Consider the following 20,666-nt stretch of genomic DNA (forward strand, 5'->3'; position numbering starts at 1 on the left):
GAAAACTGAACAGAGAGAGGAAGAAAAAGGAGGGGTCAGTCAGGAAAAATAATATTTTTATAACAATGGCAAAAAAATAGGATGTATCCTCAAAAACCTTGGAGTTGCAACAAGGCAGCAAGTGAACTTATCCCGATGAGCTTACTCAGGTAAGTGATTCGGGTTAGTAAGCGAAGCTAACACAGTTGCAGCTTCAAGGGTGCGGCGAATAGAACTCAGGGCGCAGCTAGCGCCCTAAGTATCAGCAGTACCAAGAAGAATTAACCTTCTTTAGGACCACGACCTGCACGCTTACGATCGTTTTCCGTCAAGTGACGCTTACGGATACGAATTGATTGCGGGGTAACTTCTACCAATTCATCGTCATCGATGAATTCCAGTGCCTGTTCAAGAGTTTTCTTCAAGAAAGGAACCAGAGTGGTTGCTTCGTCAGTACCGGATGCACGCATGTTGGTCAGTTGCTTACCGGTCAGGCAGTTTACAGTCAGGTCGTTAGAACGTGAGTGAATACCGATGATCTGGCCTTCATACACTTCAGTCGCGTGACCAATAAACAGCTTGCCGCGGTCTTGCAGTTTGTACAGTGCGAATGCCACAGCTTTACCCTGACCGTTAGAGATCAGTACGCCGTTTTGACGTTGGCCGATCTCGCCTGGACGCACATCATCGTAGTGACTGAATGTGGAGTACAGCAGACCAGTACCAGAAGTCATAGTCATGAATTCAGTACGGAAGCCAATCAGGCCACGGCTTGGGATCATATAATCCAGACGAATACGACCTTTGCCGTCTGGAACCATGTCCTTCACGTCACCCTTACGCTCACCCATGGCTTGCATTACTGCGCCCTGGTGCTGTTCTTCGATATCCAGAGTTACGCTTTCAAATGGTTCTTGATTACGGCCGTCGATAACACGGTTGATAACTTTAGGACGGGAAACAGCCAGCTCGAAACCTTCGCGGCGCATGTTTTCGATCAGAACCGACAGGTGAAGTTCACCACGGCCTGATACGCGGAATGCGTCAGCATCTTCAGTTTCTTCAACACGCAGTGCTACGTTATGAATCAGCTCTTTGTTCAAACGGTCAAGGATCTGACGTGAAGTCACGTACTTGCCTTCTTTACCACAGAACGGAGAGGTGTTAACGCAGAAATACATGGTAACAGTTGGTTCATCAACAGACAGTGCTGGCAATGCTTCAACAGCATTCACATCACAGATAGTGTCAGAGATGTTCAACTCGCCCAAACCGGTGATAGCAACGATATCACCAGCTTCAGCCATAGTTGCTTCGATACGTTCCAGACCCATATGGCCCAGTACTTTAGCGATTTTACCGTTGCGGGTCTTACCTTCGCTATCGATAACAGTAACTTGCTGGTTAGGCTTAACAACACCACGTTTGATACGGCCGATGCCGATAACACCTACGTAGTTGTTGTAGTCCAACTGGGAGATTTGCATCTGCAATGGACCAGTGCTGTCTACGTCTGGTGCAGGCACATGGTCGATGATTGCCTGATACAGCGGAGTCATGTCTGCCGACATATCATTGTGGTCTTCGCCCGCAATACCCATCAATGCTGATGCGTAAATGATAGGGAAGTCCAGTTGTTCGTCAGTGGCATCCAGGTTTACGAACAGGTCGAACACCTGATCGACAACCCAATCTGGACGCGCGCCAGGACGGTCAACTTTGTTGATAACCACGATTGGTTTCAGACCATGAGCAAAGGCTTTCTTGGTCACGAAACGGGTCTGCGGCATCGGGCCATCCATTGCATCGACGACCAGCAGCACAGAGTCAACCATAGACATTACACGCTCAACCTCACCACCGAAATCGGCGTGTCCTGGGGTATCCACGATGTTGATGCGGTAGTCTTTCCAGTTAATGGCGGTATTTTTCGCGAGGATGGTTATCCCACGCTCTTTCTCCAAATCGTTGGAGTCCATTACACGTTCAGTTGCTTCAGCACGTTCACCGAACGTACCAGATTGTTGTAGCAACTTATCAACCAGGGTAGTTTTCCCATGGTCAACGTGCGCAATAATGGCGATGTTACGCAGATTCTCGATCACAGCTTTTTTGCCTCAGGCATTTAGAAATAGCGCGCTATTGTACACGTATTAAGCGAGGGACTAAACAAGATCACAAACTTCTCTTATAAACAACCTGACGGCGGTTAGTTTGTGATCCCTTTCACGGTGCAAAAATAGCCTCTCGGCCCACCTTTGCACCAATACAGTGCCCAACGACGCAAATGAAGCACCAAAATAGTGCAATATAACTATCCTGGTGCATACTGAATATCAGCAGACCCCTATGATATGGCATAAACGGGGCGTTTGGAAAGTTGGCATAGATTTCGCAACAGACTTTATGACGCAGTTTAGCATGAATAACGGTCATGAAAAATCAGCATGAGCGTTAGCCTGAATAAAAAGATAACTGAACACCCAAACGATAATCGTTCCACGACGACTATGACAAATCCAGGAGATATAAGTATGTCCGCTGAACATGTTTTGACGATGCTGAATGAGCACGAAGTGAAATTTGTTGATTTGCGCTTCACCGATACCAAAGGGAAAGAGCAGCACATCACTATTCCGGCTCATCAGGTCAACGCTGACTTCTTCGAAGAAGGCAAAATGTTTGATGGCTCCTCGATTGGTGGCTGGAAAGGCATTAACGAATCCGACATGGTACTGATGCCAGACGCCAGCACCGCTGTTATGGATCCGTTCTTCGAAGATTCCACACTGATTATCCGTTGTGACATTCTTGAGCCAGGTACCCTGCAAGGCTATGATCGCGACCCACGTTCAATCTCAAAACGCGCAGAAGAATTCCTGAAATCTTCAGGTATCGCAGATACCGTGCTGTTTGGGCCAGAACCAGAATTCTTCCTGTTTGACGATGTTCGTTTTGGTAGCAGCATCCGTGGCTCTCATGTCGCTATCGATGACATCGAAGGCGCATGGAACTCCAGCACCAAATACGAAGGCGGCAACAAAGGCCACCGTCCGGCAGTGAAAGGCGGTTACTTCCCAGTTCCTCCGGTTGATTCTTCACAGGACCTGCGTTCTACCATGTGTCTGACCATGGAAGAAATGGGCCTGGTAGTAGAAGCGCATCACCATGAAGTGGCTACCGCAGGTCAGAACGAAGTGGCTACTCGCTTCAATACCATGACCAAGAAAGCCGATGAAATTCAGATCTACAAATATGTGGTGCACAACGTGGCACACGCATTCGGCAAAACTGCGACCTTTATGCCAAAACCAATGTTTGGTGATAATGGTTCAGGCATGCACTGCCATATGTCGTTGTCCAAGAACGGTACTAACCTGTTCGCCGGTGACAAATATGCTGGCCTGTCTGAAATGGCGCTGTTCTACATCGGCGGTATCATCAAGCACGCAAAAGCAATTAACGCCTTGGCTAACCCAACGACTAACTCCTACAAGCGTTTGGTCCCAGGCTACGAAGCTCCGGTCATGTTGGCATACTCTGCCCGTAACCGTTCAGCTTCTATCCGTATTCCAGTGGTTGCCAGCCCGAAAGCACGTCGTATTGAAGCACGTTTCCCGGATCCAGCCGCTAACCCATACTTGTGCTTCGCAGCACTGCTGATGGCTGGCCTTGATGGCATCATCAACAAAATTCACCCAGGTGATGCGATGGACAAAAACCTGTATGACTTGCCACCGGAAGAAGAAGCAGAAATTCCAAAAGTTGCAGGTTCACTGGACGAAGCTATGGCTGCACTGAACGAAGACCGCGAGTTCCTGACCCGTGGTGGCGTGTTCACTGACGACGCTATCGATGCTTATATCGAACTGCGTAAAGAAGAAATGGACCGCGTTCGTATGACTCCGCACCCAGTTGAGTTCGAACTGTATTACAGCGTTTAATTTTAGTTTACCCAATAGATTTCAAGGTGTAGGAAGGCGGCAAGCGAGAGAATCCCGATGAGCTTACACCAGTAAGTGATTCGGGTGAGTGAGAGCAGCCAACACACCTACAACTTGAAAGATGAAGGGTTGTTGCCGTGGAAACTTTTGGCCCATCTTCGGATGGGCTTTTTTCTCCACTTTTCGTTTTCGTCATATTTCCTCTGGCTCAGTCACGACTGAACCGATTAGGATGTATTCACCAAAAGAGTGCAGGAGTCTGCGTAATGGCAACAGGCACGCTGCCCGATGCTGGGCAGATCCTTAATTCTCTCATTAATAGTATTCTGCTATTAGATGATGATTTGGCTATCCATTATGCCAATCCCGCTGCGCAGCAACTTCTGGCGCAAAGCTCTCGTAAACTTTTTGGTACACCCCTGCCCGATTTATTAGGCTATTTTTCTCTTAACATCGACCTGATGCGGGAAAGTCTGATCGCCGGTCAAGGTTTTACCGATAACGAGGTGACCGTAGTTGTTGATGGCCGCGCGCATATTTTGTCGCTGACAGCACAATCACTGCCAGAAGGTTTTATATTGCTGGAAATGGCGCCGATGGATAATCAGCGTCGGTTAAGCCAAGAACAATTACAACATGCACAGCAAGTCGCAGCCCGTGATCTGGTTCGTGGGCTGGCTCATGAGATTAAGAACCCGTTAGGTGGCTTACGGGGGGCAGCACAATTATTGTCTAAAGCATTGCCTGATCCGGCATTGTTGGAATATACCAAAGTGATCATTGAGCAGGCAGACCGCTTGCGTAACTTAGTTGATCGCTTATTAGGCCCACAACGGCCCGGTCAACACATCACACAAAGTATCCATCAGGTTGCTGAACGGGTTTGTCAGTTAGTCTCGCTGGAAAAACCAGATAATGTGACGTTAATCCGTGACTATGACCCAAGCTTGCCTGAACTGGCCCATGATCCAGACCAAATTGAACAAGTGTTGCTGAATATCACTCGCAATGCATTACAGGCTTTGGGGGGAGCTGGCGGCACTATTACGCTGCGCACCCGTACTGCGTTTCAGATAACACTGCATGGTATGCGCTATCGTTTGAGCGCTCGCATTGATATTGAAGATGACGGTCCGGGCGTTCCAACGCAATTACAAGATACCGTGTTCTATCCGATGGTAAGTGGTCGCGAGGGGGGAACTGGCCTTGGCTTGTCTATCGCCCGTAATCTTATCGATCAACATTCGGGTAAAATTGAATTCAACAGTTGGCCGGGACATACCGAATTCTCGGTTTACCTGCCTATTCGCCAGTGAGGTTTCTATGCAACGAGGGATAGTCTGGATCGTCGATGACGATAGCTCCATCCGCTGGGTGCTTGAACGTGCACTGACTGGAGCAGGTCTGAACTGTGCAACCTTCGATACCGGTAACCAGGTGTTGGATGCACTCGCGACACAAACCCCGGATGTGTTGTTATCGGATATTCGCATGCCTGGCATGGACGGATTAGCCCTGCTGAAACAGATTAAGCAGCGCCACCCGATGCTCCCGGTCATCATAATGACGGCACATTCTGATTTAGATGCTGCGGTCAGTGCCTATCAGCAAGGGGCTTTTGATTACCTGCCTAAACCTTTTGATATTGATGAAGCCGTAGCTCTGGTTGAGCGGGCTATCAGCCATTATCAGGAGCAGCAGCAACCGGCACGCAGCCAACCAGCCAGCGGCCCAACCGCTGATATCATTGGCGAAGCACCGGCGATGCAAGACGTTTTCCGTATCATCGGCCGCTTATCTCGTTCTTCTATTAGTGTGCTGATTAACGGTGAGTCGGGTACCGGTAAAGAGTTAGTGGCCCATGCGTTACATCGCCACAGCCCACGGGCTAAAGCGCCGTTTATCGCGCTGAATATGGCGGCGATCCCGAAAGATTTAATTGAATCTGAATTATTCGGCCACGAGAAAGGTGCCTTTACCGGCGCGAATCAAGTGCGCCAAGGTCGTTTTGAACAAGCCGATGGCGGCACACTGTTTTTAGATGAAATCGGTGATATGCCATTGGATGTACAGACCCGCCTGCTACGCGTGCTGGCTGATGGTCAGTTTTATCGCGTCGGGGGTTACGCACCGGTCAAAGTAGATGTTCGTATTATTGCCGCTACCCACCAAAATCTGGAGCTGCGTGTTCAGGAAGGTAAATTCCGTGAGGATTTATTCCATCGTCTGAATGTGATTCGGGTACATCTGCCACCGCTGCGTGAACGTCGTGAAGACATTCCGCGTTTGGCTCGTTACTTCTTGCAAGTGGCGGCTAAAGAGTTAGGTGTGGAAGCCAAAAATCTGCACCCTGAGACCGAAGTGGCGCTAACCCGTCTGCCTTGGCAGGGTAACGTGCGCCAACTGGAAAACACCTGTCGCTGGCTGACGGTGATGGCTGCCGGGCAGGAAGTACTGACTCAAGATTTACCTTCTGAATTGTTTGAAACCAGCACGCCAGATGCTTCAGGTCAGCGGACGCCGGACAACTGGGCAACCCTATTGGCACAATGGGCTGAACGCGCCCTACGTTCCGGTCATCAGGATCTGTTATCTGAGGCACAGCCGGAAATGGAGCGCACGCTGTTAACCACGGCATTACGCCATACTCAAGGTCATAAGCAAGAAGCGGCACGTCTGCTGGGTTGGGGCCGCAACACCTTAACGCGGAAGTTAAAAGAGCTGGGAATGGAGTAGTTGGGAGAAAGAGAGTAATTCCTGCCTAAATTCCCCCTCAAGGTAATGTTGACCATTGAGGGGGACATCATCAGATCACGCGTGAAAACTGCTGCTTGCGCGCCTGTTTCCGTAAATAGATATCGAAACACATACAAATATTACGAATCAGTAAGCGCCCGCGCGGTGTTACCCGAATGCCTTTATCATCCCGCTCCACCAGCCCATCGTGTTCGAAAGGCGCTAGTAGCTCAAAATCTTCAGCAAAATAATCTGCAAAACGAATACCATACTGCTGCTCAATCGGCTGATAACTGATTTGGAAATTACAAATCAGCGTTTTAATCACATCACGGCGCAAGCAATCATCTTCAGTCATCGCCAAACCACGCCACAGCGCATTGCCACGCTGCTCCACGAAGGAATAGTAAGTCTTCAAATCTTTTTCATTCTGCGCATAGCTGTCACCCAACATGCTGATAGCAGAAACCCCCAAACCGAGTAAATCACTGTCGCCTTGGGTGGTATAACCTTGGAAATTACGGTGTAATTCACCTTCACGCTGCGCAATGGCTAATTCATCATCTGGCCGGGCAAAATGATCCATACCAATAAATTGATAGCCAGACTCAGTTAAGAAACTGATGGTGTGCTGCAAAATATCTAGCCGCTGTTCGGCGCTCGGCAGATCGGCATCTTTAATTTTACGTTGAGCAGCAAACAGACTCGGTAAATGTGCGTAATTGAACACACTCAGGCGATCAGGATTCAGCTCTGCCACCCGTTTGAGGGTAAAAGCAAAACTCTCTGGTGTCTGTTTTGGCAAACCATAAATCAAATCGATATTGGTTGAGTTAAAACCAAGGGCTTTAGCGCGGGCAATCAGGGCAAAGATAAAATCCTCATCCTGCTCACGATTAACCAGCCGTTGAACCTCTTTATTAAAATCTTGCACCCCCATGCTTAGGCGGTTAAACCCCTCAGCACGCAGGTGATCAAGGACATCCAGTTCAATTTCACGTGGGTCTACTTCTATTGATTGCTCAGCACCGGGCAGGAAATCAAAGTTTTCACGTAGCAGATTCATCAGGTGGGTAATTTGTATTTTATTCAGGTAAGTGGGCGTACCACCGCCCCAGTGCATCTGGCTAACCTGACGCCCAACAAATAACGCCGCACGCTGGCGGATCTCTTTTTCCAAGACCGCCAGATACTCATCAGCTTTATGCTGTTGCCGCGTCACCAGCTTATTGCAGCCGCAGAAATAACACAGCTTATGGCAAAACGGGATATGCACGTACAGCGACAAAGGCCGTTGTGGGTAACGCTTCACTGCCTGTTGAAAAGCAGATTCATTATAATCTTCACTGAATTCAAGCGCAGTGGGGTACGACGTATAGCGCGGCCCTGAATAATTATATTTTTGAATCAGGGATAAATCCCAAACTATAGCCTGCTCAGACATGTTCATTCCTTCCGATATTTGCGCCTACCGGGCCGGTTAGAGGGCAGATGTTTTCGTTGTCTGGCCGCAGTAGCACTGCGCAACCGCTTTCTTCGTTGCGACAGTAGCCATAGTTTACCCAATAACCACACTAGATAACATGTAAGCAGTAGGGCTATTATCAGGATCACCCAATTCATGGTTTAAAATGTATCTTTTGGGTTACCGCGTTTCAGCAATTGCAAAATGTCTTCCTGCTTTTCTTCTGGCGCTTCGTCATCTTCATCGTCGCCCAATTCAATACCCAATTGTTCCATTAGGGCATCAATACGATCCAACGTCAGATCAACATAAGCCTGATCTTCTTTGCTCAATACTTCATCATTATCCAGACGATCCAGCAATGCATCCAGACGCTCATCGTTTTCCAGCTTAGACAGCTCTTCTTCCGGCGTCAGACGTGGCTTAGCTTCAACTTTAGCCACCGGCTTAGTGGTTGGCTTAGCTTTAACCTTACTCTCAACCACCAGCGGCACGGGTACTTTACTGCCGATACGTGGATCTTTCTCTTGAGTCTCGGACTGGCCCTTCTTATTGCTGCCTTCTACATTGGTTCTCGCCCCTGAGCGATTGCCACTATGTTTCTTCTGACGTTTACGCTCGCGAGCTTCAATATCAAGCTCTACACGGGTCTTTCTAATACGCTTAGGCGTCGCGGTACCTTTAGGGGCCGCAATATTCGCGCGTGGTGCTTTATTTGGCTGCTTCATAACCTGTGCTCTTAAATGGGTAAATAAGTATGGGATCGGATTTAGTATAGGATTGGGCCGGAATCTAGCAGAAAGAAGAGAAAGAAAAAAGGCGGCAGATTAACCTGTCGCCCTTTTTCGCATCTTCTGCGGAAGGATATCCTTACAGCACACTCCCTGCACTGACATAACAACCGGATATCTCCCTCCTGCAATGCGCCATCCTTGTCATATCTGCGGCCCTCAAGGCAACTCAACCAGCGCGCCTGCCAGTATACCTGAACCCTGTTACTTGAAGGGTATAAAAGATAAACCCCCTTTTTTTTGCCTGATGCAGTTATAATCGCTGCATGTAAGCTATCTCTCACGGAGACGACAAATTTTGACTATTAGAAACTATAACTATCACATGACCCACTTCGTCATCAGTGCTCCGGATATCCGCCATCTGCCACGTGATGAAGGTATTGAGGTGGCATTTGCTGGCCGTTCAAATGCCGGTAAATCGAGTGCACTTAATACGTTAACTAACCAGAAAAGTCTGGCCAGAACCAGTAAAACACCCGGCCGTACTCAGCTAATTAACCTATTTGAAGTCGTTGACGGTATTCGTCTGGTTGACTTACCGGGCTATGGCTATGCTGAAGTCCCGGAAGAGATGAAACTCAAATGGCAACGCGCGCTGGGTGAGTATTTGCAAAAGCGTAACTGTCTGAAAGGATTAGTTGTGTTGATGGATATTCGCCATCCACTGAAAGATTTAGATCAGCAGATGATTACCTGGGCGGTTGCGGTTGGCACCCCGGTTCTATTATTGCTGACCAAAGCGGATAAGCTGGCTTCGGGCGCCCGTAAGGCTCAATTGAACATGGTGCGAGAAGCGATTATTCCATTTATGGGTGATATTCAGGTTGAAGCTTTCTCTTCTTTGAAGAAGATTGGCGTCGAAAAACTACGGGAAAAACTGGATACCTGGTTTAGCGAGATACCACCAGAAGTTATGATTGATGATTATGACGATGAAGGTGAGTGAGTAAGCGCTAACAGCAGCCCGCAAGGGCTGTTATCCCCAAGGGTGATGTTTTATATCGCCCTGAGTTAATACCTGGCAATACCACTTCCCCCTAGAGTAAAAAAATCATCAACCCGTATTTTCACGGGTAATGCCGGGCTGTTTTCCTATCGGTTCGCGAAAAGTGCTCACAAATCCCAATAAAAAACGCCCCAGTCAATAAATGACTGGGGCGGCTAATATATAGCCAAATCCGATTACGTGAAGTAAAAGGTCTGAAAGATAGAACATCTTACCTCTGTACCCTACGTCTGTAACTCTACATCATTTTTTCGCGGGGCAAAAGAATTTTTTGTTGTATAGTTACACAAATTGGCACGATTCAGCGCACATCTTCCCCGCATAATGGCGGATAAATGTAGCTTAATTACATAAAATGCTTTATTTATCGCCACTTACCCACAAAGCTAGTGAGCCTGGTCCCAGTTATCACCAACACCGACATCCACCTTCAGTGGTACCGCCAGTTGCATACTCTGCTCCATCAGTTCACGAATCTTTTGTTCCGCGCTTTCCAATACACTTTCATGCACTTCAAACACCAATTCATCGTGTACCTGCATGATTACCCGCACCAATGGTTCTGGTTCCTGTTGTAACCAGGCATCCACTGCAATCATTGCCCGTTTGATAATATCAGCGGCGGTACCTTGCATTGGCGCATTGATAGCTTCACGTTCAGCAGCTTTACGGCGAGTTGCATTACGAGAATGAATGTCTGGCAAATAGAGGCGACGGCCATCCAGCGTGGTGACATAACCTTGATCGGCGGCTTGCTTACGTGTGCGCTCCATGTATTCCAACACACCGGGATAGCGCTCAAAATAGAGATCCATGTAGCGCTGCGCCTCTCCACGGGGAATGCTTAGCTGCCGCGCCAGACCAAAAGCGCTCATACCATAAATAAGACCAAAGTTAATCGCCTTGGCACTGCGGCGTTGTTCAGTTGTGACCTTTTCTAGTGGCATACCAAAGACTTCCGCAGCTGTCGCACGGTGGATATCTTTTCCCGCAGCAAATGCAGCTAATAGCCCTTTATCCTGCGACAAGTGCGCCATAATACGCAGCTCAATCTGTGAGTAGTCAGCCGCCATAATGCGATAGCCTTTAGGCGCAATAAAAGCCTGCCGTATACGACGCCCTTCTTCATTCCGCACTGGAATGTTTTGCAGGTTAGGATCACGTGAGGACAAACGCCCTGTCGCGGTCACCGCCTGGTGATAAGAGGTATGGACCCGGCCCGAAATTGGGTTAATCATCAACGGCAGCTTGTCGGTATAGGTACTTTTCAGCTTAGCCAGACCACGATATTCAAGGATCACCTTCGGCAACGGGTAATCTAATGCCAGCTCAGCCAACACTTCTTCATTAGTTGACGCGGCCCCGCCAGGGGTTTTCTTCAAGATGGGCAGTTTTTGTTTTTCGTACAAGATGGTCTGAAGCTGCTTAGGTGATGCCAGGTTGAACGGCTCTTCAGCCAATTCATGAGCCTGTTTTTCTAACTCATCAAGGCGGATAGTCAGCTCTTTTGAATGTGCGGCCAAGATATTCTGGTCAATCAAGACACCAGTACGCTCGATGCGAGACAGAATTGGCAATAGCGGCATCTCAATTTCCTGGAATACCCGCTTTAACCCTTCACTTTGTTGCAGTTTTGGCCACAGCACCAAATGCAACTGTAGCGTAACGTCGGCATCTTCTGCGGCATAAGGGCCTGCTTGTTCCAACGCAATTTGATTAAAGGTCAGTTGGTTTTTACCCTTACCGGCGATCTCTTCAAAGGTAATAGTTTTGTGGTTGAGATAACGTTCTGCCAGACTATCCATATCATGGCGACCAGCAACACTGTCTAAAACGTAAGATTCCAGCATAGTATCGAAAGCGATACCGCGCAGCTCAATGCCATAACGTGCCAGCATGCTTTGGTCAAACTTGAGATTCTGGCCAACTTTAAGGGCTTTATCGTCTTCCAGTAGTGGTTTTAGCGTGGCCAAAACCCAATCCCGGTCGAGCTGTACAGGAGAGTCCAAATAATCATGCGCCAAGGGTAAATAAGCGGCTTCGCCTGGTGCAACGGCAAAAGAGATACCAATTAAATTGCTGCTAAGCGTATCCAGGCCGTCAGTCTCAGTATCAAACGCGAAAACCTCTGCTTTTTTGAGGCGCTCAATCCACTCTACTAAGGATTTCTCATCCAAAATGGTCTGATAATTTTCTTGTGATAGTACTGCGGTGACCTCAACCGCATCAGCTGGCTCTACTGCCACAAAAGCTTTATTACTTGTTTGTGCCGTTGGCCGATCTTTTTTACCGTCCAGCCATTTGCCCGCTTCTACATCCACTAACCAGCGCTTAAATTCATAACGGCTGAATAACTGATGTAATTGATCATCATCTGGGGGGGAAACTTTTAGCTCATCACAAGTCACATCCAATTCAACATCTGTTTTAATGGTGGCTAATTTATAGGAGAGATAAGCAACATCTTTATTCTGCTCTAACTTGGCTGACATGGTTTTGGCACCACGGAATGTCAGTGTGGATATTTTATCCAAATTACTGAACAGCGCATCCAGCCCACCCAAACCTTGCAATAAAGCTTGTGCGGTCTTTTCGCCAACACCTGGAACCCCTGGAATATTGTCTGAGGAGTCCCCCATTAGTGCTAGAAAATCAATAATCAATTCAGGAGGTACACCATATTTTTCACAGACTTCCTGTGGCCCCAAAATAGCGTTATTCATTGTATTGATTAAAGTGATATTTGGCGTAACTAATTGCGCCATATCCTTATCACCGGTACTGATTAATACAGCATGACCTGCTTTTTCAGCTTCCTGCGCTAAAGTACCAATAACATCGTCGGCCTCAACACCGGAGACAACCAATAAAGGTAGCCCCATTGCCTTAACCATTTGGTGCAACGGCTCAATTTGAGCTCGCAAATCATCTGGCATCGGTGGCCGGTGGGATTTATAGTCAGCGAAAAGCTCATCACGGAATGTTTTACCTTTAGCATCGAATACTACCGCTACATGGCTAGGACGATATTGCAGCAATAGACTGCGCAACATGTTCAACACGCCGTACATCGCACCCGTTGGTTCACCGCTGCCGTTGGTCAGTGGTGGGAACGCATGGTAAGCACGATAGAGGTAAGAGGAACCGTCAACGAGGATCAATGGGTTTTCTGCAATCTGGGCCATAGGGTTTCTTCATCTTTATTCAGCAAGGTCTAACGCTAAGAATGCCATAGCTGGCGACAAGAGACGAATTTTAGCGTCCATTGTTGTGCGAAAGAGAGCATTTTTACGTAGTGATCCTGAAGATCCAATCTGTGGATAACTTTGTGAGTAAAAGCATGTGCAGATTATATCTGCTCTACTTATTTTTTAGAGGTAATATTTAAAATTATAATAATCATATAGTTACATTCATTGTTTTTTTATTTTACTGTCATTTTTTCTTTATCTAAATTGTGGATATTACTTATTCAGTTACAGTCTTAAGGTAAATAAATTCCACGGGTGGATAATTTAGTGTTCTCTCTTTTTTATTACCCACCATCAAGTCGTTTTCTCTTTTTAGCATCGCTAATATCCGTATTTATCCATCACTGAAATAAATAAATCTATCGAAAACAACATGGAAAAAAATATAAAATCAGTATTTAGTCGTATTACTGTCACATTAGTAAATATGATGATTCCGTGGCAGAGATAGATACAGAATTGAAGTGCTGATGACAATGTAGGTATTGGATAAGTGAAAGAGGAGCTAACAAAAGCCAGCTCCTCCTTTTGTACAATTACTTTTGGGTCAGTAGGAACTTAACGACATCCGCATACTGTTTAACATAGGTATCCATTGAGCTGGTATCCATGCCATCATTCTTAATCATATATTTGCCATTAACAAACATGGCTGGCACACCACGTAATTGTAAATCTTCAGCCGCTTTTTGTTGTTGAGCAACCAGTGATTTAACGACAAAACTATTTAATGCTGCATCATAATCTTCGCCACTCACACCCGCTTTAATAAAGACATTACGAATATCATCAGGGGTTTGAATAGTTTGTGTTTTCTGTACACCTTCAAACATCAGTGGGGTAATTTTTTCCTCAACACCCAATGCCATGGCAACAGCCCATGCCTGAGTCAATTGCTTACCTAATGGCCCAAGGAACTCAACATGGTATCGAGTCATTTTTGTCCCTTCTGGCAGTGCTTTTTTTACTGCCTGAGGGATATGATAAACTTCTTCAAACTGAAAGCAGTGCGGGCAATAGAAAGAGAAAAACTCTAAAACCTGAGGCTCACCCGTTACTGGTTTATTTAACGTCTGGTACTGGGTTCCATCCGTAAACTGTGCGGCAGATGCACTGAATGCCATCACCATGCCAACGAGAGCTAACCATACATTTTTCATACTATAACAATCTCCATTATCTTAGCTTTAGTACATTGGCATCAGCTGCAAAGGGGGTACCTGCAACAGCTTAACCTGTTCTGTAAATGATGCAGTCTGCTGTAACCAAAAATCAGACTCCGCCATCCACGGAAAACTTTTCGGAAATGCAGGGTCCTGCCAACGTCTGGCGACCCATGCAAGGTAATAAACCATGCGCATTGCGCGTAAAGGTTCAATCAATGCAAGTTCACGCTGATCAAAATCAGCAAATTCACCATAAGCTTCCAGCAAGATATCCAACTGGATCAATTGCTCTCTGCGCTCGCCGTGTAATAACATCCACAAATCCTGAACCGCCGGACCATTTCTGGCATCATCCAAATCGACGAACATTGGCCCATCACGCCACAAAATATTACCAGGATGGCAATCACCATGTAGCCGCAACGGCTGCCAATCGGTGTGCCAATACTGCTTAATGGTGGCGATCAACAGATCGGTTGCCGCCAGAAACTTGTCTTTCTGTTTTGCCGGCACTAACACACTGCTGGCCAGTAACTGACGTGGCTCGGTCAGATATTCCTCAATACCCATCGTTGGCCGGGCAACAAAAAGTCCATCGCTACCCACCTGATGAATTCTGCCGAGAAAACGGCCCACCCACTCCAGTTGATCAAGATTGTCTATTTCATATTGCCGCCCACCGACACTTGGGAACACAGCAAAGAAAAAGCCGCCATGAGTATGCAAAGTTTCGCCGTTTAGCGCTAATGGGGCGATAACCGGAATCTCAGATTCTGCCAAATCAAGCGAGAATCGATGTTCCTCGATAATTTGTTCACTGCTCCAACGCTCGGGACGATAAAACTTCACCACATACCGTTTACGATCTTCATCCATAAACTGATAGACGCGGTTCTCATAACTATTAAGCGCGGTTAACCCTGAATCCACCCGTAATCCTACAGCCTCAAGGGCGTCCATAATCAGGTCTGGAGACAAAGTCTGAAAATTAAAAGCAGAATTGTTCATAACAACATTCAGTCTGTATAAGTAACAGCGGCGTGCTGAGAATAAGAAATAGTATCATTAAAGCCCCCTCCCTACGCAGACAGGAGTGTGACTAATCTTTAATGATGCCACGAGCTCTCAATAATGCTGTTTTAAAATCCTCTTCATAATCCTTTTTCAGTCCTGGAATCACTTCCGTTGATGCCGAGCCACGCATTTTCAGATGATAAATAAGAATATCGTCTGTCAAATCTGCGAAATTACCTTCAAAACCAGCTTCCTCTGACAATTTTTGTAAAAACTGCACCAGATTTAAATCAGGTTCTTGCTGCCAGGCCGGATGTAAAAGCTCAATCAGTTCATTAACACGATGACATTTCATAGCGAAGTTATCCTATTCAAAAATATGCTGACAAAGTAGCAGGGATATTCACACAGGGAAAGAGAGCCTATTGTCAATAAAAGTAAATCCTGACCTGTTCACCTATTTGAAGATACAATCCCATAGTCAGTTTAATACCGTGGAGTGATAGAAATGCGACCTAATATTACAGGCGTTATTCTTGCTGGAGGCCTTTCGTCCAGAATGGGCGGAAATGATAAAGGATTAATCTCCCTAAATGGAAAGCCACTGTATCGACATGTGATTGATAGGTTAAGACCTCAGGTTGAGAATTTACTGATTAATGCTAATCGTAACCAAGCCCTCTATCAACAAAGTGGCGTTCACGTCATTAACGATATCATTACTGGCTTTGTAGGCCCATTGGCTGGCATGCATGCTGGATTAAGCCATTCAACTACCGAATGGGTTGTCTTTGCTCCCTGTGACGTTCCTATGCTTCCACTTAATCTGGTTTCTCAACTCTGGCAGTCAAAAGGGCAGGCTCTTGCTGCTTATGTTAGTGATAACGAGCGTGAGCATCCAACATTAGCTTTAATGCATGTTAGTCTTAAACCAACGCTAGCAACGTATCTGGCAAAAGGGGAGCGTAAGTTAATGATATTTATGACGAGTATCAACGCGCAAAGAGTGGTATTCGATGAACAACCCAATCAATTCAGTAACCTAAATACTCCCGCAGATTGCGAGTTATGGGAACAAACTAAAAGAGAGCCATTATGAGCAGCAAGACGCCCCCGTTACTCGGTATAGCCGCGTACAGTGGTACAGGAAAAACAACCTTACTAAAACATCTGATCCCCTTACTTCAACAGCGCCAAATCCGCGTTGGCTTAATCAAACATACTCATCACAATATGGAAATTGATACGCCGGGCAAAGACAGTTATGAATTGCGTAAAGCTGGAGCCCATCAAACGTTAGTTGCCAGTGATTGCCGCTGGGCATTAATGACAGAAACACCAGAACAGCCTCCGATGGATCTTCACTATCTGGCTAGTCGATTAGATACATCAACTATCGATTTGATTTTGGTTGAGGGCTTTAAGCACGAGCCGATCAGCAAAATTGCTCTTTATAGAGCAGCTGTAGGTAAGCCTTTCGCTGGTTTGATTGATGAATACGTTATCGCTTTGGCAAGTGACGAGCCGATAGATACTGTAGTAAAGCAATTAGATATTAATCAACCAGATCAGATCGCAGAGTTTATTTATAGCTGGCTCAAGATGGATCAGTCAGAGCTATAAAAACAAAAAAAGCCACCTATCAAGGTAGCCTTTTGTTTTATTCATCGCTGTGACGGCCGGATTTGACTCACCTGCCCCTGCAATATTTGACTCGTCTGACTATGAGCCCTGCGACGCAACCACTCTAAGGTCACTATTTATACCTATTTCACTATTCTGCCCATAGCAAAAACCCCACGCTTTTGGCATGGGGTCTCGGCTTTATTTGATGCCTGGCAGTGTCCTACTCTCGCATGGGGAGACCCCACACTACCATCGGCGCTACGGCGTTTCACTTCTGAGTTCGGCATGGGATCAGGTGGGACCACCGCGCTATGGCCGCCAGGCAAATTCTGTCTAAACTAACCCGCTATGTAATCCTACACACAGCCAGCCAGCCCAATCTCGGAACTTCGCTGAAAATTTCTATCTCTCAATCTAAAACACCTTTGGTGTTGTAAGGTTAAGCCTCACGGATCATTAGTACTGGTTAGCTCAATGCATCGCCGCACTTACACACCCAGCCTATCAACGTCATAGTCTTTAACGTTCCTTCAGGGGGCTTAAAGCCCCAGGGAAGACTCATCTCGAGGCAAGTTTCCCGCTTAGATGCTTTCAGCGGTTATCTCTTCCGAATTTAGCTACCGGGCAATGCCATTGGCATGACAACCCGAACACCAGTGATTCGTCCACTCCGGTCCTCTCGTACTAGGAGCAGCCCCTCTCAATCTTCCAACGCCCACGGCAGATAGGGACCGAACTGTCTCACGACGTTCTAAACCCAGCTCGCGTACCACTTTAAATGGCGAACAGCCATACCCTTGGGACCTACTTCAGCCCCAGGATGTGATGAGCCGACATCGAGGTGCCAAACACCGCCGTCGATATGAACTCTTGGGCGGTATCAGCCTGTTATCCCCGGAGTACCTTTTATCCGTTGAGCGATGGCCCTTCCATTCAGAACCACCGGATCACTAAGACCTACTTTCGTACCTGCTCGAGCCGTCACTCTCGCAGTCAAGCTAGCTTATGCCTTTGCACTAACCTCACGATGTCCGACCGTGATTAGCTAACCTTCGTGCTCCTCCGTTACTCTTTGGGAGGAGACCGCCCCAGTCAAACTACCCACCAGACACTGTCCTCACCCCGGATCACGGGGCCGAGTTAGAACATCAAACATTAAAGGGTGGTATTTCAAGGTTGGCTCCATGCAGACTGGCGTCCACACTTCAATGCCTCCCACCTATCCTACACATCAAGGCTCAATGTTCAGTGTCAAGCTATAGTAAAGGTTCACGGGGTCTTTCCGTCTTGCCGCGGGTACACTGCATCTTCACAGCGAGTTCAATTTCACTGAGTCTCGGGTGGAGACAGCCTGGCCATCATTACGCCATTCGTGCAGGTCGGAACTTACCCGACAAGGAATTTCGCTACCTTAGGACCGTTATAGTTACGGCCGCCGTTTACTGGGGCTTCGATCAAGAGCTTCGCCTTGCGGCTGACCCCATCAATTAACCTTCCAGCACCGGGCAGGCGTCACACCGTATACGTCCACTTTCGTGTTTGCACAGTGCTGTGTTTTTATTAAACAGTTGCAGCCAGCTGGTATCTGCGACTGGCTTCGGCGCCGGGAGCAAGTCCCATTACCTAATGCCAGCGTGCCTTCTCCCGAAGTTACGGCACCATTTTGCCTAGTTCCTTCACCCGAGTTCTCTCAAGCGCCTGAGTATTCTCTACCTGACCACCTGTGTCGGTTTGGGGTACGATTTAATGTTACCTGATGCTTAGAGGCTTTTCCTGGAAGCTTGGCATCAACTACTTCACCACCGTAGTGGCTCGTCATCACACCTCAGCGTTGATAAGCAACCGGATTTACCAAGTCACTCCGCCTACATGCTTAAACCGGGACAACCGTCGCCCGGCTAGCCTAGCCTTCTCCGTCCCCCCTTCGCAGTAACACCAAGTACAGGAATATTAACCTGTTTCCCATCGACTACGCTTTTCAGCCTCGCCTTAGGGGTCGACTCACCCTGCCCCGATTAACGTTGGACAGGAACCCTTGGTCTTCCGGCGTGCGGGTTTTTCACCCGCATTATCGTTACTTATGTCAGCATTCGCACTTCTGATACCTCCAGCAACCCTCACAGGTCACCTTCAACGGCTTACAGAACGCTCCCCTACCCAACAACGCCTAAGCGTCGCTGCCGCAGCTTCGGTGCATGGTTTAGCCCCGTTACATCTTCCGCGCAGGCCGACTCGACCAGTGAGCTATTACGCTTTCTTTAAATGATGGCTGCTTCTAAGCCAACATCCTGGCTGTCTATGCCTTCCCACATCGTTTCCCACTTAACCATGACTTTGGGACCTTAGCTGGCGGTCTGGGTTGTTTCCCTCTTCACGACGGACGTTAGCACCCGCCGTGTGTCTCCCGTGATAACATTCTTCGGTATTCGGAGTTTGCATCGGTTTGGTAAGTCGGGATGACCCCCTAGCCGAAACAGTGCTCTACCCCCGAAGATGAGTTCACGAGGCGCTACCTAAATAGCTTTCGGGGAGAACCAGCTATCTCCCGGTTTGATTGGCCTTTCACCCCCAGCCACAAGTCATCCGCTAATTTTTCAACATTAGTCGGTTCGGTCCTCCAGTTAGTGTTACCCAACCTTCAACCTGCCCATGGCTAGATCACCGGGTTTCGGGTCTATACCTTGCAACTAGACGCCCAGTTAAGACTCGGTTTCCCTACGGCTCCCCTATTCGGTTAACCTTGCTACAAAATATAAGTCGCTGACCCATTATACAAAAGGTACGCAGTCACCCAACAAAGTAGGCTCCCACTGCTTGTACGTACACGGTTTCAGGTTCTATTTCACTCCCCTCGCCGGGGTTCTTTTCGCCTTTCCCTCACGGTACTGGTTCACTATCGGTCAGTCAGGAGTATTTAGCCTTGGAGGATGGTCCCCCCATATTCAGACAGGATGTCACGTGTCCCGCCCTACTCATCGAGTTCACAGCAAGTGTGTTTTGGTGTACGGGACTATCACCCTGTACCGTGCGACTTTCCAGACGCTTCCACTAACACACAAACTGATTCAGACTCTGGGCTCTTCCCCGTTCGCTCGCCGCTACTGGGGGAATCTCGGTTGATTTCTTTTCCTCGGGGTACTTAGATGTTTCAGTTCCCCCGGTTCGCCTTGCATGGCTATGTATTCACCATGCAATAGTGCAACGAATTGCACTGGGTTTCCCCATTCGGGTATCGTCGGTTGTAACACTTCATATCAGCTTACCGACGCTTTTCGCAGATTAGCACGCCCTTCATCGCCTCTGACTGCCTAGGCATCCACCGTGTACGCTTAGTCGCTTAACCTCACAACCCAAAGGTGTTTCTTATGTTCAAGTCGGTTGCGCGTCGTGAATACAGCGTTGTGCGGTACTCGGAATGCTCATGAACATGAAGTTCACTCCGCTTCCTCTGTGCCGTACGCCTTGCCTTCACTTAGCTCACGCGACTCTCTTCATCAGAATGCACATTGGCATTGCGATTATTTGAGAGACTCTAATACAGGTTAATCCTTACCTCAGTCATTCTACGGAGAGATAAGTTTCAGCTGTATTGTTTCAATTTTCAGCTTGTTCCAGATTGTTAAAGAGCAATATCTTAAACACGACTCGTTAAAGTCATCTTTAAGATATTCAGTTGATAATGTCT

13 protein-coding genes, 2 rRNA genes and 1 pseudogene are annotated in these 20,666 nt (G+C 47.4%); 6 read left to right on the forward strand and 10 right to left on the reverse strand.

Annotated elements, in window-relative coordinates:
- Positions 1–260: 260 nt before the first annotated feature.
- A complete protein-coding gene (typA, locus tag ACWJJO_RS22460) occupies positions 261–2,084 on the reverse strand; it encodes a ribosome-dependent GTPase TypA (RefSeq protein ID WP_042568870.1) in 1,824 nt (607 codons plus the stop codon).
- Between the two features lie 429 nt (positions 2,085–2,513).
- Between typA and glnA the strand changes: the two genes are divergently transcribed.
- The 3 genes from glnA to glnG all read left to right on the forward strand — a co-directional run bounded on the left by glnA (position 2,514) and on the right by glnG (position 6,659).
- Complete coding sequence (glnA, locus tag ACWJJO_RS22465) at positions 2,514–3,923, forward strand: glutamate--ammonia ligase (RefSeq protein WP_004392048.1); 1,410 nt, start codon at positions 2,514–2,516, stop codon at positions 3,921–3,923.
- A gap of 266 nt (positions 3,924–4,189) precedes the next feature.
- Positions 4,190–5,239: a nitrogen regulation protein NR(II) gene (gene glnL / locus ACWJJO_RS22470; RefSeq protein WP_083161629.1), complete on the forward strand. Its 1,050-nt coding sequence runs from the start codon at positions 4,190–4,192 to the stop codon at positions 5,237–5,239.
- A 7-nt stretch (positions 5,240–5,246) separates the two neighbouring features.
- Positions 5,247–6,659 carry a nitrogen regulation protein NR(I) gene (gene glnG, locus ACWJJO_RS22475; protein WP_042568869.1) on the forward strand — a complete coding sequence of 471 codons (1,413 nt, stop codon included), beginning with the start codon at positions 5,247–5,249 and terminating at the stop codon, positions 6,657–6,659.
- 70 nt (positions 6,660–6,729) lie between these two features.
- Here glnG and hemN read toward each other — a convergent pair whose 3' ends face one another.
- Positions 6,730–8,103 carry an oxygen-independent coproporphyrinogen III oxidase gene (hemN, locus tag ACWJJO_RS22480; protein WP_481091537.1) on the reverse strand — a complete coding sequence of 458 codons (1,374 nt, stop codon included), beginning with the start codon at positions 8,101–8,103 and terminating at the stop codon, positions 6,730–6,732.
- A 182-nt stretch (positions 8,104–8,285) separates the two neighbouring features.
- Positions 8,286–8,852, reverse strand: coding sequence for a Der GTPase-activating protein YihI (yihI, locus tag ACWJJO_RS22485; protein WP_083161625.1), 567 nt, complete (start codon positions 8,850–8,852; stop codon positions 8,286–8,288).
- A gap of 361 nt (positions 8,853–9,213) precedes the next feature.
- Between yihI and yihA the strand changes: the two genes are divergently transcribed.
- Positions 9,214–9,864, forward strand: coding sequence for a ribosome biogenesis GTP-binding protein YihA/YsxC (gene yihA, locus ACWJJO_RS22490; protein ID WP_032907610.1), 651 nt, complete (start codon positions 9,214–9,216; stop codon positions 9,862–9,864).
- A 225-nt stretch (positions 9,865–10,089) separates the two neighbouring features.
- On the opposite strand, the pseudogene spfP reads toward yihA, so the two are convergent.
- The 5 genes and pseudogenes from spfP to ACWJJO_RS22515 form a co-directional block, all read right to left on the reverse strand.
- Positions 10,090–10,134, reverse strand: a pseudogene (spfP, locus tag ACWJJO_RS22495) (small protein SpfP); the annotation flags it as partial.
- A 176-nt stretch (positions 10,135–10,310) separates the two neighbouring features.
- Positions 10,311–13,109, reverse strand: coding sequence for a DNA polymerase I (gene polA / locus ACWJJO_RS22500; RefSeq protein WP_420073476.1), 2,799 nt, complete (start codon positions 13,107–13,109; stop codon positions 10,311–10,313).
- A 602-nt stretch (positions 13,110–13,711) separates the two neighbouring features.
- Positions 13,712–14,335, reverse strand: coding sequence for a thiol:disulfide interchange protein DsbA (gene dsbA, locus ACWJJO_RS22505; protein ID WP_420073924.1), 624 nt, complete (start codon positions 14,333–14,335; stop codon positions 13,712–13,714).
- A gap of 27 nt (positions 14,336–14,362) precedes the next feature.
- Positions 14,363–15,349, reverse strand: a complete 987-nt coding sequence (locus tag ACWJJO_RS22510; protein ID WP_083161619.1) for a serine/threonine protein kinase — start codon at positions 15,347–15,349, stop codon at positions 14,363–14,365.
- 91 nt (positions 15,350–15,440) lie between these two features.
- Entirely contained in the window at positions 15,441–15,710 is a 270-nt protein-coding gene (locus tag ACWJJO_RS22515; RefSeq protein WP_083161617.1) for a YihD family protein, read from the reverse strand.
- A gap of 153 nt (positions 15,711–15,863) precedes the next feature.
- Here ACWJJO_RS22515 and mobA point away from each other — a divergent pair, with 153 nt between their 5' ends.
- Positions 15,864–16,454, forward strand: coding sequence for a molybdenum cofactor guanylyltransferase MobA (mobA, locus tag ACWJJO_RS22520; RefSeq protein WP_193784754.1), 591 nt, complete (start codon positions 15,864–15,866; stop codon positions 16,452–16,454).
- Complete coding sequence (mobB, locus tag ACWJJO_RS22525; protein WP_372569814.1) at positions 16,451–16,978, forward strand: molybdopterin-guanine dinucleotide biosynthesis protein MobB; 528 nt, start codon at positions 16,451–16,453, stop codon at positions 16,976–16,978. The genes mobA and mobB overlap by 4 nt, the downstream gene beginning before the upstream one ends.
- A gap of 210 nt (positions 16,979–17,188) precedes the next feature.
- On the opposite strand, the gene rrf is transcribed toward mobB, so the two are convergent.
- Positions 17,189–17,304, reverse strand: a 5S ribosomal RNA gene (gene rrf, locus ACWJJO_RS22530).
- Positions 17,305–17,416: 112 nt separating this feature from the next.
- A 23S ribosomal RNA gene (locus ACWJJO_RS22535) occupies positions 17,417–20,324 on the reverse strand.
- Positions 20,325–20,666: the final 342 nt, after the last annotated feature.

The organism is Yersinia antarctica, assembly GCF_056636475.1.

What these genes read in the sequence shown, in the direction of transcription:
- glnA (WP_004392048.1), top strand. Translation starts at nt 2,514, where the DNA reads ATGTCCGCTGAACATGTTTTGACGATGCTGAATGAGCACGAAGTGAAA.
- glnL (WP_083161629.1), top strand. Translation starts at nt 4,190, where the DNA reads ATGGCAACAGGCACGCTGCCCGATGCTGGGCAGATCCTTAATTCTCTC.
- glnG (WP_042568869.1), top strand. Translation starts at nt 5,247, where the DNA reads ATGCAACGAGGGATAGTCTGGATCGTCGATGACGATAGCTCCATCCGC.
- hemN (WP_481091537.1), bottom strand. Translation starts at nt 8,103, where the DNA reads ATGTCTGAGCAGGCTATAGTTTGGGATTTATCCCTGATTCAAAAATAT.
- yihI (WP_083161625.1), bottom strand. Translation starts at nt 8,852, where the DNA reads ATGAAGCAGCCAAATAAAGCACCACGCGCGAATATTGCGGCCCCTAAA.
- polA (WP_420073476.1), bottom strand. Translation starts at nt 13,109, where the DNA reads ATGGCCCAGATTGCAGAAAACCCATTGATCCTCGTTGACGGTTCCTCT.
- dsbA (WP_420073924.1), bottom strand. Translation starts at nt 14,335, where the DNA reads ATGAAAAATGTATGGTTAGCTCTCGTTGGCATGGTGATGGCATTCAGT.
- ACWJJO_RS22510 (WP_083161619.1), bottom strand. Translation starts at nt 15,349, where the DNA reads ATGAACAATTCTGCTTTTAATTTTCAGACTTTGTCTCCAGACCTGATT.
- ACWJJO_RS22515 (WP_083161617.1), bottom strand. Translation starts at nt 15,710, where the DNA reads ATGAAATGTCATCGTGTTAATGAACTGATTGAGCTTTTACATCCGGCC.
- mobA (WP_193784754.1), top strand. Translation starts at nt 15,864, where the DNA reads ATGCGACCTAATATTACAGGCGTTATTCTTGCTGGAGGCCTTTCGTCC.
- mobB (WP_372569814.1), top strand. Translation starts at nt 16,451, where the DNA reads ATGAGCAGCAAGACGCCCCCGTTACTCGGTATAGCCGCGTACAGTGGT.